We start from the raw sequence: 12,775 nt of genomic DNA on the forward strand, positions 1-12,775 counted from the left end.
CACGCCTAAAAATATTATCGTTTTATAACTAAATTTCCATTCAAACAGTAAAATACGCTACTTTCGTAACACTATAGATATCACATAGAAATATTACTGTAACATTATTAACGTTACAGTAATTGAAATACTACTCATTTTGTGTTTCATATGCCCTGATACGCCAAAAAACAACAAGGAAGCGCTATCAGGATATTTATGGAATTGTTACAGAATATTAATGCCCCGTTACGAAAGCTTTGTAATTTTATGTTTTTCGCAAATAAGAAAATAATGGTTGCTATAATGAGGTCAACGAAAACAAATGCAATGGAGGCTATTATGAAAAAATTTATGGGTATAGCAACAGCAGCGGTTTTTGGTCTTGGGATTTTCACAACATCTGCTAAAGCAGAAACAATCGTAACGACTGACGTACTAAACGTACGAGAAAACCCAACTACTGAATCAAAAGTTGTAGGAAAATTATTAGATGGATATAAAGTAAATGTTTTACATACAGAAAATGGTTGGTCAAAAGTTCAATTGAATAGCGGTAAAGAAGCTTTCATAAGCGCTGACTATACAAAAGACACTTACTACGTAACAGCAAACGTATTAAACGTACGTGCTGGAGCAAACACAGACTCAGAGATTCTTGGTAAGTTGAAAAAAGATGATGTAATTGAAACAACACACCAAGTACAGAATGATTGGATTCAATTTGAATATAACGGAAAAACAGCTTATGTTCATGTTCCTTACTTAACAGGTAAAGCACCAGTTAAAGTTCAACCAGTAGTTAAAGTTGAAAAAACGACTACAGTTCAAGATACAGCTAAAGTTCGTGAAGCTGCTAAAGCTCAGGAAGTAGCTGAAACTCAAGCAAAAGCTAAAGCTCAAGAAGCAACTAAAGCTCGCGAAGCAGCTGAAGCTCAAGCAGAAGTTAAAGCTCAAGAAGCAGCTAAAGCTCGTGAAGCAGCTAAGGCTCAAGAAGCAGCTAAAGCTCAGGCAGATGCTGAAGCTCAAGCAGAAGTTAAAGCTCAAGAGGCGGCTAAAGCTCGTGAAGCAGCTAAAGCTCAAGCAGATGCTGAAGCTCAAGCAGCGGCTAAGGCTCAAGAAGCAGCCAAAGCTCGTGAAGCTGCTAAAGCTCAAGAAGCTAAGGCTCAAGAAGCAGCTGAAGCTCGTGAAGCTGCTAAAGCTCAAGAAGCTGCTAAAGCTCGTGAAGCTGCTAAAGCTCAAAAACCAGCTACACAACAACCTGTTGCAAAAGAAACTGAAACAAGTGCACCATCATCTTCTCGTGAGTTACGTGTTGTAGCAACAGCTTACACAGCAGATCCACTTGAAAATGGTTATAAAGCAGGCGACCAAGTAAAATCAGCTTTAGGTCATAACTTAACAGCTAATCCAAACATGAAACTTATTGCAGTTGATCCAAGTGTAATTCCATTAGGTTCAAAAGTATGGGTTGAAGGTTACGGAGTAGCAATCGCTGGTGATACTGGTGGAGCTATTAAAGGTAATAAAATCGACGTTTTAATGCCAGATAAAGGTACATCAAGTAGCTGGGGACGTAAAACAGTTACAGTTAAAGTATTAAACTAGTTAGTAAAAAAGAGTCAGTCTCATCGTTGAGGCTGGCTCTTTTTTTATGATTCTTACATTCTTTCTTTCTCTTGAAAGTAAGTAATATTGTCTCGAAGCCACTTCCTCTCCGACACAAACAAGTTTCCACGTTTTTTATACACTTTATCAAATATCTTTAAAACTTCTTCATGATTAGCAAACTTATGTAAGAAACGAAGAGCAATGATAATCTCTGCTTCATCCGTAGGCTCTGCTTCATTTTTCCGCCTTCTAGCAACAATTTTATTCACACGTTCGCAAATTGGTCTCATTGCCATTTCGTCGCCATACGTATAAATAGCTCGAACAGCTTCATATTTCACCATCACATTTCTGTCCTGTAAAGCTTCAATATAAACTATTTGTAAGTCCGATTCCCCTATTTTTGCTAACACCTCAATAACAGTTGAACGAACATAGGCACTATTACTATATAAAAGCTTTGTTAACGGCAGAATCGATTGCTTCGTTCCAATCTCAAACAATGTATAACAAATATGTGTAATCTCATCTTTATTTTCTTGAGTATCCAGCAACTTTAGTAAAGCACTCTCCGCTTCTAATGATTTACATAACTTTAAGGAAGAAATAGCCCAATAACGAACACTATCGTTTTTATGGTAAATATACGGAATAATTTTATTTGTATCACTTACTTCTGGCAATGTATAAATATTACTAAGCAGTTCACTTAACAAGGTCGGGTTTTGTTCACATTCCAAACAATCTATAAGATAATCAGCAATACTGATCTCTTTCGTATTAATAGCAAGTTTCGTCATTACATAATACATATCTTTCTTCATAGATATTTTTTTTGCTTTGGTTACCTTCTGCTGTAAATAAGGAAACGTTAATAGGTCATCTAGCTCTTTTGCTTCATCATAAGCACGATGCCTAACCTCTGTATCCTCATCAGCCATCCGCCTTAATAAACTATCTATATACCCTTCCATCTCCTTCTCTCCCGTCCAGATTAAATCTATCTCTTTGCATTCTATATATGATAGACTTTCATTTCAACAGAAAAAAGAGGATGCCACAGCATCCTCTCCTTCTCTTCTCTATTCCACACAAGTAAACTGCGTCCAAGCTCCTACATAATCTAGTAAGAATAACTCCTCTTCCGCAATTATACCGACAATATTTTTCCGTTCATCTATCGACATTTCTTTCAAGATGATTTGCAGTTCACCTTTATACTTTCCGAATGAGTTATTACCAATTACAACTTGCCCTCTTTCCTGTAGCACACTTTCGCGCACTGGGAAGTCATAGTCTTTATATTTTTTACGCACTTCTGTAGAACGTATCATATACTCTGTTATGTCGCCGCGTCTTACGTGTAATTCTTGCAGCGTGGCTCTCTTTTCTACTTCAGTCACTTCGTCTACAAAGTGCACTTTTAGCTGTAACATGTAGCGATTTAAGTTTCCTAGTTTTTCTAACTCTTCCTCACTCGCATAAGCATTTCCGATAATGACATCATCGATTAGCCCTGTTGCCCATAAATGCTTCGCTTGTACTTCAATTGGTAAATTACGATGCTCTTCTAACGTACATAATCCGTCGTTAATATCCCATGGACCGATGTTTGCGGCATGTGATGTAATAAAAGCTGCACTGCGAATACCATGCTTTTTAAAGCGTTTACTACAGCGAATGAAATAATCGTACGGAAGACCAGTGAATTTTTGTGGATAAAAATTATGACAACCAATTAAAGCTGATTTATTCGCTTGATGCGAAAGAATATTTTCTAAGTACGCAATATCGTTACTTACATTTAACTCAATTTTTAAACCGTACGGATTATTCGTCATTTTCGCCTCCGTTAATCCGTCAAAACCTACATCTAAACGAATACCGTCTGCGCCTAACTCTGCAAAAAATGATAGATCGCTATAACTAATACCAAGCTGATCAAACACAGCCGGAGCTACATCTAAAATAACTTCCATATTGTTATCTTTTGCGTGATTGATAATCTCTTTAAATTCAGCTACAATTTCTTCTTTCGGACGATTCACAGATAACAAACAAGTAAATATTCTTGAAAAACCGTGTCGTGCCGCTGCGGAAATATAAGCCATATCTTTTTCTTTCGTTGAATGTTCTGGGTAAAGTGAAATTCCTAATTTACGCTCCATGCTTTTGCATCTCCTTCACACGTTGTATTAATGCCATGCTCGTAAATCTATATTTTGCAGATAAACACGTTGCACATAAAATTGTCGGTACAATAATTACGTACGGTGATTGCAATCCTAACATTACATATGCACCCATTGAACAACCGATAAATAAAACTGATACTAATAGTAACACTAATAAAGATTTACTTTGTACCCATTTCGAATAATGGGCAATACACTGTCCGACCACGAATGTAATTAAGATGATAATTGCTCCGAGCATTCTGTTTTCTCCTCTCCTGCTAATTGTTGTTTCTCATACATTTTGAAGAATGGATAGTAAATAACGAACGAGATAACAAAGTTAACAAGTACAAGTACACCAGCCATAATTGTCCAGTCCGTACTAATCACCGCTGCAATTGGTGCTAACATCGTAAATGGCAGTTTCGCCATCATAAGTGGAATCATACCTGAAACAACTGCGAAATATGATACTGTCGTTGTCACTAACGGTGTAATAACGAACGGAATAATTAAGATTGGGTTCATTACAATTGGTGCACCGAAAATAATTGGTTCGTTAATATTGAATAAGCCTGGCACGAATGATAATCTACCTAACTCTTTTAAGAACTTAGATTTAGAGAACATAAACATAATAACTAAAGCTAACGTTGAGCCTGATCCGCCAATCCATACGAACCATTGAATGAACTGCTCTGTAAATAAGTTTGGTAACTGATGTGCATTTCCTGTAGCCGTGAATACTTCCATATTTTCAAGAATTGCTGAATCCCACATCGGACGAATAATTGGTCCTAAAATCGCTGGTCCATGTATACCGAATGACCAGAAAAACACGATTAAGAATACTGTTAATAAACCACCGAATAAATTATTTCCTACTAATACTGATTTTAATGGTGCGATTAAATATGTAATTGTTGTATTTACATCGAATTTCAAACCGTAGCGAATGCCCCAGAATAAAAGAATAACTGCTAATGTTGGAATTAATGCTGCAAACGAATTTGAAACTGCTGGTGGTACACTATCTGGTAATTTAATCGAGATATTATGCTTAATCATAAAATGATAAATTTCTACTGCAATTAATGCTGTAACAATTGCGCCAAATAAAGACGTTGCACTTAATGTTCCTACTGAAATATATCTACCTGCATCAATAACACCTGGTACAGCTTTCGTAATTTGAATTGGTTCAACTGATGCTAGTAAAAAGGCGAGTACAGATAATAACCCTGCACTTAACTGATTGAGCTGATAAAAGTTCGCGAGCGAAGCCCCTACACCAAACGCTGCGTATAATGCCATTAGTCCTACTGTAAATCGAAATGGAATATCTAAAATATGGCGAAACGGTGCAATCCATTCCATATATGCATCAATTGGTAAATTTAAAAAGATAACGAAAAATGATCCGACGATCGTTAACGGTAATGTAGAAATAACCCCGTTTCGAATTGCTAATAAATGTCGTTGTCCTGCAATCTTTTGCGTTGTTGGCATAATCTTTTGTTCCATAAAACTCATAAACCCATTCATCAATAGCCCTCCTCTTTCTCTCTACTATAAAAGAATGAAATAAACTTTATAACATTATAATGTTTATATTTAAAAAGATATAATTATGCTAAAACTAATTGTTCTGCTTGCTTAAGCACCTTCAAACCATCACACATACCATAATCTCGTTGGTCTATAATCGCAACTGGTATATTGTATGAATTTGCAAGAAACTCTACAGCTGGAAATAAATATTTCACCTGTGGGCCAATTAAAACGACATCGGCTTCCTTAATTTCAAGCTTCACTAGTTCTGAATCAACCGCCTTAATTTTATAATTCTTCCCCTGTTTCTTTGCCTCTTCTTGCATTTTTCTTACGACCATACTCGTTGACATACCTGCTGCACAACATAATAAAATGTACATCTTATACGGTCACTTTCTCTTCTACTCGTTTATGAAGAGCAATAAATTCTTCAGCCAGTTCTTTCACTGTAATTGCATTCATTAAATGATCTTGTGCGTGCACTAACAGTAAACTAATTTCTGCATGATTTCCTCTTGCCTCTTCTTGAATTAAATCCGTTTGAATACGGTGCGCTGCTGAAATTTCCTCACTAGCAAGTTTCATCTTTTCACCGGCATTCCCGAAATCTCCTTGTCTTGCAAAAGCAATTGCTTCAAGCGCCGCGCTTCTCGCATTGCCACCATGTAAAATTAACGCAAATGGAGTTTGCATATCAGCCATTTTAAATTCCCCCAAGCTATATGTTTTCTATATTTTTATCTTATTATGAAAACGCATACAATTAAACATAAAAAACTTCCGTTATGTAACGGAAGTTTTTATATACTTTTTCAAAATGATAATAAAATCTCTTGAAAATCTTCAATTACCTCGGTCTGAGTAAGTTTCTCTATCGTAGTTTGACTAGACATAATATCATATAAAAAATCATAAAGCCTTTGCAAATCTTCATTATTATTGCGCTTTACACTAAATAAAATAATTACTTGTACTTTTTTATCTCCCCAATCAACAGCCTTTTCAAGTGTGCAAAACATCAGAAAAGTTTCCTCACTTAATAACTGCATCGGATGCGGGATTGCAACCGAATTCCCAACCGCTGTCGGAGACGTATTTTCTCTTTCTATAACAGAAGCATAAAAGTTTTCTGGTACATAGCGTTTCTCAGCAGCTTTCTCACATAAAAACTGAATAACATCCTCTTTCGTAGAAGCATTATGATTTAAAAAGATTAAATCTTCCTTAATATAAGGCTGCACACTAGTATTCACATGCGTAAACAACCGCTGACCAATCGATTTAATCTCTTTATCATCAAATATTGAATTCACTTTTATAACTGGAACAGGCAAGCCACTCGGTATATGAATCGTACTAATAATACAATCTATTTTTTCTTTATAAAGATCTTCTACTTTCAATTGATAATAGCCTGTAATACCTACAATCTCTAATTTATCTCGGAACTGTGATAAAATTTTATATTTTAATAGTTGTGCACTTCCTTGACCAGTCGCACAAACTAATAAGCATCTTTTCTTTTGATTTTGCTCCTGCAAACGGCTCATCGCTCCGCCGAAGTGAATTGCAATATAACCAATTTCACTTTCAGGGATCGATTCACCCGTATATTCACCAATGATATCTCCAACAAGAACCGCAATTTCAAAAGCATACGGATAATTCTTTTTCACTTCTGCCAAAAGAGGATTTCTCGTATTTAACTTATACTTCAAACGATTTAATAACGTTTTTAAATGAATACCAAATCCAAATAATAATTCTTCATCATAATAAAAAATAAGATTCCGTTCTTCCGCTACTTTAAAAAGAATATGTTGCATAAATGCATATATATCTTTCCCTAATAGCTCTTCTACATTTTCATAGCAATCTCTCGTTGTAACAGCAGTACTTAATAAATGCATCGTCACATATAATACTTCTTCTTCTGGAAATGAAAATTTCAACTCTTTCTCTAAATCTCCTAAAATCTGCTTCGCAATTGTATATTCTTTCTTTAGTATAAGTTCTGATTGCTCCGCATGCAGTCCTTTCATATAATGTTGACTTTGACAACGCTTTAATGCGATTGCAATATGAATGACTAAATTATCAATTTCTATATCAGATAAATATATTGTTCCGCCTTCAATATACTTTAATATAATTGAACGAATAAGTGATATATGAGGTAGCGATAAATATGTCTCCGTCTGCTCAAATTGCTCATGGAACGGAGTATGGTCATAACGCGGTAAACCATATTGTGATAAACAAGAACGAATATTAAATTCCTCTCCAACAATACGTATACCATAATATGGTCTCTTCTCAATTTGTAATTCATAGCAACCACATATATCTGTAACATCTTTCATAATTAAATTGACCGTTGATTTGCTCACATACATCTCTTCCGCTAATTCTGAAAGCTTCACATATCCCTCTGTCATTAAAACACGCTGCAGAATGTACGCTATTCTTTCTTCATAAGAAGTTGGGATCTTTTCCGTCTGTTTTTGAAATAGACTCACACAAAAGTCTTCAAATTTCTTCTTTTGTATAATTTCTAATTCGTACCCATTCCCTCTTTGCGATTCGATTTTCGCTCCGTTTTCTTCCAATATATCATTTAATAATTTTATATCCTTTTGAATCGTCTTCGTTGATACATGTAAACGGCCTGCTAAAAAAGCTCGATTTAACATCGATTTCTCTTCTAAAAATTCCTCTAAAATAGAAATTAATCGCTGATGCACCTTTGTCATAGCTCTTCCTCTCGCTCTTTATATATAAAGGGGGAAAAGCTGCTGAAATCAGTAGTTTTTCCCCTTTATATTCTCTCTATTTCTTTAATGTAAATCCGAATTTATCCCATGCTTGTAAATAGTCTAGTAAGAAAATCTCTTCTTCTACAATTCGACCAACTACATTTGTTTTTCCTGTATTCACCATATCTTTTAATGCAATTTGTAATTCGCCTTTATACTGGCCATATTGTTCATTATCAATTAATAAATCTCCACGCTTAATTTCGCGCGTATTATGAGGTTTAAATTCTTCTTTTTTATATTTCACACGACTTTGTGTAGAACGAATCATATATTCAGATACATCTCCGCGATAAAAATGTGGTTCGTCTAATACGATAATTCTTTCTAGTTCTGTCGTTGTATCATATATTTCTATATCAAATGTTTGTTTCTCTTTATTTAATGCACCTAGTGCTTGTAATTCTTCTTCTGACGCATATGCGTTTGCAATAATAACATCATCAATTAATTCAGTCGCGAATAAATGCTTCGCCTGTGTTGTCATCGGTAATTCACGATGCTGCTCTAATGTACATAACCCTTCTGTTACTGGCCAAGGTCCGTATGTTGCATCAAATGATGAAATAAAAGCTGCCGTTCTCATACCGTAATCTTTAAATTGTTTCGAGCATTTAATGAAATGATCGTATGATAATCCTGAATAACGGTGCGGATAAAAATTATGACAACCAATTAAATTTTCACGATTTGGTCTATGACTCATAATGTTATCTACATACTTCGTACCATTACTCATATTAATCTCAATTTTCAAACCATACGGATTATAAGTCATAATTGATTCTTCTAATCCTGAGAAACCGACATCTAAACGAATACCGTACGCACCTAATTCATGGAAGAATGATAAATCATTATACGAAATACCTAATTGTTCAAAAACAGATGGACTAATATCAACTAATACTTGGAACCCTAATGCATTCGCATGAGAGATCGTTTCTTTAAATTCTTCTATAATTTTCTCTTTTTCTCCATCCACAGATAATAAACATGTGAACACACGTGTAAATCCATATTTACTTGCTAATGTTAAATACTCCTTATCTTTCTCTACTGTTGAATGTTCTGGATAAATAGAAATACCTAATCGTCTCATATGTACACGCCTCTTTCTTCATCATATTGTAAACCTTTTCAAATATATGTAGTGAAAAAGTATATATCCCCTTCTTGTTCACTACTCTTTTGAATCCGCTTTCTTTAAAGAAAAAACAATTTCTATCATTCTTAACACCTACAAGTCTATACATCTATACTTTACATCTTTTTTTCATAGTTGTGTAGCTTTTACACAAATTTGTCAGTTTTTCATCTTAAAAATTGTTATCCGTTTTCAAGACACCTTCCTTGACTGTTGCATTGGCCAATACATATACTCGAAAGAAAAGAGAAAATTTTATATAGGGGATGAATATATGGGAGAAGCAATACTCGTAAAACGAGAACCGTTATGGACGAAAGAGTTTGTTGCTTTAATTTTTGCAAACTTATGTATGTTTTTAGGGTTTCAAATGTTAATTCCAACCTTACCTGTTTATGTGAAAGAAATTGGTGGCACAAGTTCCAATATCGGATTTGTTGTCGGCATGTTTACCGTTGCGGCACTTTTTGTTAGACCGCTAACTGGGAACGCCTTGCAAAAATTCAATAAAAAAATCATTTTAATGATCGGCACTGCTATCTGTTTACTCGCTATGGGCAGTTACCTTTTCGCCTCAACTATCTTTCTCTTGCTTGCTGTTCGTATTTTACACGGAGCTGGTTTCGGTATTACAACGACTACATATGGAACTGTCGTTTCTGATTTAATTCCCTCAGCTCGCCGCGGAGAAGGCATGGGATATTTTGGCCTTTCTGGAACAATTGCAATGGCCCTCGGTCCACTTATCGGACTATGGCTTATGCAAACATATAACTTCACAATTCTTTTTTTATGTGCATTATCGTGCACAGTAGTTTCATTAATATTAACGAAACTACTTCAAATCCAAAAATCGAAACAGCCTCCACAACAATCATCTAGTACTTTTCTCGATGGATTTATTGAGCGTAAAGCTTTACTTCCTTCATTATTAATATTATGTATTACATTAATGTACGGAGGAATCGGAAGTTTTATCACTCTATTTGCTACAGAAGTCGGCATAGCTGATATTAGTCTCTTCTTTTTATGTAACGCACTAGCAATCGCTGTAACTCGTCCATTCTCTGGAAAGCTATATGATGCGAAAGGCCATACATTCGTCATCATTCCGGGAGTTATTATAACTTTTACAGGCATTATTTTATTGTCGTATACGACGACAATTCCGAGCTTAATTATTGCTGCAGCATGTTACGGAAGTGGTTTTGGAGCGATCCAACCTGCACTACAAGCATGGATGATTGACCGCGTAGCACCGCATCGACGCGGCGTAGCAACAGCTACATTCTTCTCCGCATTTGACCTTGGAATCGGCGCTGGAGCGATTATATTTGGATTTATTGCTCATTTTACAAACTATGCAACTGTATATCGTTACTCCTCTCTATTACTTATTGCTTTTCTCTTCATTTACATTACAAGCATAAGAAAACAAAAGCATGGCGATAAAAACACGGAAAAAGCTGCTGGATAATTCAGTGGCTTTTTTATCGTGTTAAAAGAATTATTTCCCCTCGTTTTGCTGTTATAAAACTACATGCATTTTCCTACATATTTTTTTAACTTTCATCAAAAAATATACGATGAACTCGCAGACGCTTTCCTTAATATTCGACTGAACAACATTATTCTAAAAAGTGTGATTTCTTTACAAAATTAAGATTTATACAAGATGAAAACCAATAGAACACAGCTGTTTCTTTAAGGGATTGTAAACTTTTCTTCTCTTTGTAAATTTAGTGTAAATTTTACTAGCAAACCGTTTACAGTGCCTCAAGGTTCAGTTAATAATTACATCGTACATGAAATTTAAGGAGTGGAATGCGTGGAATATAATGTTCAAGATATGATCTTCCAGTTCATTGGTGGATTAGGTATTTTCTTATTCGGGATTAAATACATGGGCGATGGACTGCAACAAGCAGCTGGAGATCGTCTTCGCGATATTCTAGATCGTTTTACAACAAACCCACTTATGGGTGTACTAGCAGGTATGTTAGTTACGGTATTAATCCAATCCAGTTCAGGAACAACTGCTTTAACAGTCGGACTTGTAAGTGCCGGATTTATGACATTAAGACAAGCAATCGGTGTTATTATGGGTGCAAACATCGGTACGACAGTTACTGCATTTATTATCGGAATTAAAATCGGAGAATATGCTCTCCCAGTTATGGCAATTGGAGCAATCTTACTATTCTTCTTTAAAAATAAAAAAGTACATTCTGTAGGTCAAGTTGTATTCGGTTTTGGTATGTTATTCTTCGGTTTAGAATTAATGAGTGCAGGTATGAAACCTCTTCGTTCTTTAGAATCATTCCAAGAATTAACAGTTAGCATGAGTGATAATCCAATTTTAGGAATTGTTGTCGGTACAGTCTTTACTTTAATTGTACAAAGCTCAAGTGCAACTATCGGTATTTTACAAGAACTATTTGGTCAAGGTGCAATCGATTTACAAGCAGCTCTTCCTGTATTATTCGGTGATAACATCGGTACAACAATTACAGCTGTATTAGCAGCAATCGGTACTTCTATTGCCGCAAGACGTGCAGCATTAGTTCACGTTATCTTTAATATTATCGGTACAATTATCTTTACAATTTTATTAGTACCATTTACAAGTTTAATTCAATATTTCCAAACATCATTAAACTTGAACCCAGAAATGACTATTGCATTTGCACACGGAACATTTAACGTAACAAATACAATCATTCAATTCCCGTTCATTGCAGTGTTAGCATGGATCGTAACAAAAATTATTCGTGGTGAAGATGCAGCGATTGACTTCAAACCACAACATTTAAATCCAATCTTTATTGAACAATCTCCAGCCATCGCTTTAACTGAAGCTCAAAAAGAGATTATCCGTATGGCTGAGTTCTCATTACATGGATTAAAAGAAGCAAATCAATTTTTAAATACACAAGACAAAAAACACGCAAACATGGCTACTCAATTAGAAGGAGCTATTAACAATTTAGATAAAAAAATTACCGAGTATTTAGTTTTACTATCAGAAAAGCCACTTTCACCTACGGATTCTGAAAAACATTCTGTTTTAGCAGGTGTTGTTGGAGATATTGAACGTGTCGGTGATCATGTAGAAAACCTTGTAGAACTTGTAGATTTCCAAATTTCAAACCGTGTTTCACTATCAGATGAAGCATTAGCTGAATTAAACGAAATGCTTGAGTTAACAATTTCAACACTGCAAGACTCAGTTGAAGCTTTAACAAACTTCGATACTGAACTAGCTCAAACTGTTATTGCAAAAGAACGCAAAATCGACCAAATGGAACGTGTTCTTCGTAAACGTCACGTATTACGTCTAAACGAACGCAGCTGTTCAGGTGATGCAAGTATCATCTTCGTCGATATGGTAAGTAACTTAGAGCGCATTGGCGATCACGCTGTAAATATCGCTGACGGTGTTTTAGGTGAACAAGGAAAAATCAATTTAAAACAATCATTATAATAAGAAA

The 12,775-nt window shown here is 35.2% G+C and carries 11 protein-coding genes; 3 read left to right on the forward strand and 8 right to left on the reverse strand.

All coding sequences use genetic code 11. From position 1 onward, the window contains the following. Positions 1 to 198: 198 nt before the first annotated feature. The gene (entC, locus tag ACK1U5_RS14670) at positions 199 to 1,587 is read left to right on the forward strand and encodes a cell wall-binding protein EntC (protein WP_113710800.1); all 1,389 of its coding nucleotides are present in this window, start codon (positions 199 to 201) and stop codon (positions 1,585 to 1,587) included. Between the two features lie 53 nt (positions 1,588 to 1,640). Here the strand turns inward: entC and ACK1U5_RS14675 are convergent, their stop codons facing one another. The 8 genes from ACK1U5_RS14675 to ACK1U5_RS14710 form a co-directional block, all read right to left on the reverse strand. Next, positions 1,641 to 2,564, reverse strand: a complete 924-nt coding sequence (locus ACK1U5_RS14675; RefSeq protein WP_088046351.1) for a HEAT repeat domain-containing protein — start codon at positions 2,562 to 2,564, stop codon at positions 1,641 to 1,643. Between the two features lie 108 nt (positions 2,565 to 2,672). Beyond that, on the reverse strand, positions 2,673 to 3,758 hold the full coding sequence (locus ACK1U5_RS14680; RefSeq protein WP_113710801.1) for a DUF871 domain-containing protein: 1,086 nt from the start codon (positions 3,756 to 3,758) through the stop codon (positions 2,673 to 2,675). Continuing rightward, the gene (locus tag ACK1U5_RS14685; RefSeq protein ID WP_000900048.1) at positions 3,748 to 4,026 is read right to left on the reverse strand and encodes a hypothetical protein; all 279 of its coding nucleotides are present in this window, start codon (positions 4,024 to 4,026) and stop codon (positions 3,748 to 3,750) included. The genes ACK1U5_RS14680 and ACK1U5_RS14685 overlap by 11 nt, the downstream gene beginning before the upstream one ends. After that, entirely contained in the window at positions 4,002 to 5,312 is a 1,311-nt protein-coding gene (locus ACK1U5_RS14690; RefSeq protein ID WP_001013053.1) for a PTS sugar transporter subunit IIC, read from the reverse strand. The genes ACK1U5_RS14685 and ACK1U5_RS14690 overlap by 25 nt, the downstream gene beginning before the upstream one ends. 83 nt (positions 5,313 to 5,395) lie before the next feature. Beyond that, complete coding sequence (locus tag ACK1U5_RS14695) at positions 5,396 to 5,701, reverse strand: PTS sugar transporter subunit IIB (protein WP_000275642.1); 306 nt, start codon at positions 5,699 to 5,701, stop codon at positions 5,396 to 5,398. Between the two features lies 1 nt (position 5,702). After that, positions 5,703 to 6,023, reverse strand: coding sequence for a PTS lactose/cellobiose transporter subunit IIA (locus ACK1U5_RS14700; RefSeq protein ID WP_000774631.1), 321 nt, complete (start codon positions 6,021 to 6,023; stop codon positions 5,703 to 5,705). Positions 6,024 to 6,133: 110 nt separating this feature from the next. Continuing rightward, the gene (locus ACK1U5_RS14705) at positions 6,134 to 8,074 is read right to left on the reverse strand and encodes a BglG family transcription antiterminator (protein ID WP_088046353.1); all 1,941 of its coding nucleotides are present in this window, start codon (positions 8,072 to 8,074) and stop codon (positions 6,134 to 6,136) included. Positions 8,075 to 8,150: 76 nt separating this feature from the next. Beyond that, positions 8,151 to 9,239, reverse strand: a complete 1,089-nt coding sequence (locus tag ACK1U5_RS14710) for a DUF871 domain-containing protein (RefSeq protein ID WP_001253348.1) — start codon at positions 9,237 to 9,239, stop codon at positions 8,151 to 8,153. A 319-nt stretch (positions 9,240 to 9,558) separates the two neighbouring features. Between ACK1U5_RS14710 and ACK1U5_RS14715 the strand changes: the two genes are divergently transcribed. Both ACK1U5_RS14715 and ACK1U5_RS14720 read left to right on the forward strand, forming a co-directional pair. Then, positions 9,559 to 10,761: an MFS transporter gene (locus ACK1U5_RS14715; RefSeq protein WP_000503243.1), complete on the forward strand. Its 1,203-nt coding sequence runs from the start codon at positions 9,559 to 9,561 to the stop codon at positions 10,759 to 10,761. 351 nt (positions 10,762 to 11,112) lie between these two features. Continuing rightward, complete coding sequence (locus ACK1U5_RS14720; RefSeq protein ID WP_000456270.1) at positions 11,113 to 12,768, forward strand: Na/Pi cotransporter family protein; 1,656 nt, start codon at positions 11,113 to 11,115, stop codon at positions 12,766 to 12,768. Positions 12,769 to 12,775: the final 7 nt, after the last annotated feature.

It is taken from the genome of Bacillus sp. XB1 (genome assembly GCF_053557995.1).

What these genes read in the sequence shown, in the direction of transcription:
- ACK1U5_RS14680 (WP_113710801.1), bottom strand. Translation starts at nt 3,758, where the DNA reads ATGGAGCGTAAATTAGGAATTTCACTTTACCCAGAACATTCAACGAAA.
- ACK1U5_RS14715 (WP_000503243.1), top strand. Translation starts at nt 9,559, where the DNA reads ATGGGAGAAGCAATACTCGTAAAACGAGAACCGTTATGGACGAAAGAG.
- ACK1U5_RS14695 (WP_000275642.1), bottom strand. Translation starts at nt 5,701, where the DNA reads ATGTACATTTTATTATGTTGTGCAGCAGGTATGTCAACGAGTATGGTC.
- ACK1U5_RS14700 (WP_000774631.1), bottom strand. Translation starts at nt 6,023, where the DNA reads ATGGCTGATATGCAAACTCCATTTGCGTTAATTTTACATGGTGGCAAT.
- ACK1U5_RS14705 (WP_088046353.1), bottom strand. Translation starts at nt 8,074, where the DNA reads ATGACAAAGGTGCATCAGCGATTAATTTCTATTTTAGAGGAATTTTTA.
- ACK1U5_RS14710 (WP_001253348.1), bottom strand. Translation starts at nt 9,239, where the DNA reads ATGAGACGATTAGGTATTTCTATTTATCCAGAACATTCAACAGTAGAG.
- ACK1U5_RS14675 (WP_088046351.1), bottom strand. Translation starts at nt 2,564, where the DNA reads ATGGAAGGGTATATAGATAGTTTATTAAGGCGGATGGCTGATGAGGAT.
- entC (WP_113710800.1), top strand. Translation starts at nt 199, where the DNA reads ATGGAATTGTTACAGAATATTAATGCCCCGTTACGAAAGCTTTGTAAT.
- ACK1U5_RS14685 (WP_000900048.1), bottom strand. Translation starts at nt 4,026, where the DNA reads ATGCTCGGAGCAATTATCATCTTAATTACATTCGTGGTCGGACAGTGT.
- ACK1U5_RS14690 (WP_001013053.1), bottom strand. Translation starts at nt 5,312, where the DNA reads ATGAATGGGTTTATGAGTTTTATGGAACAAAAGATTATGCCAACAACG.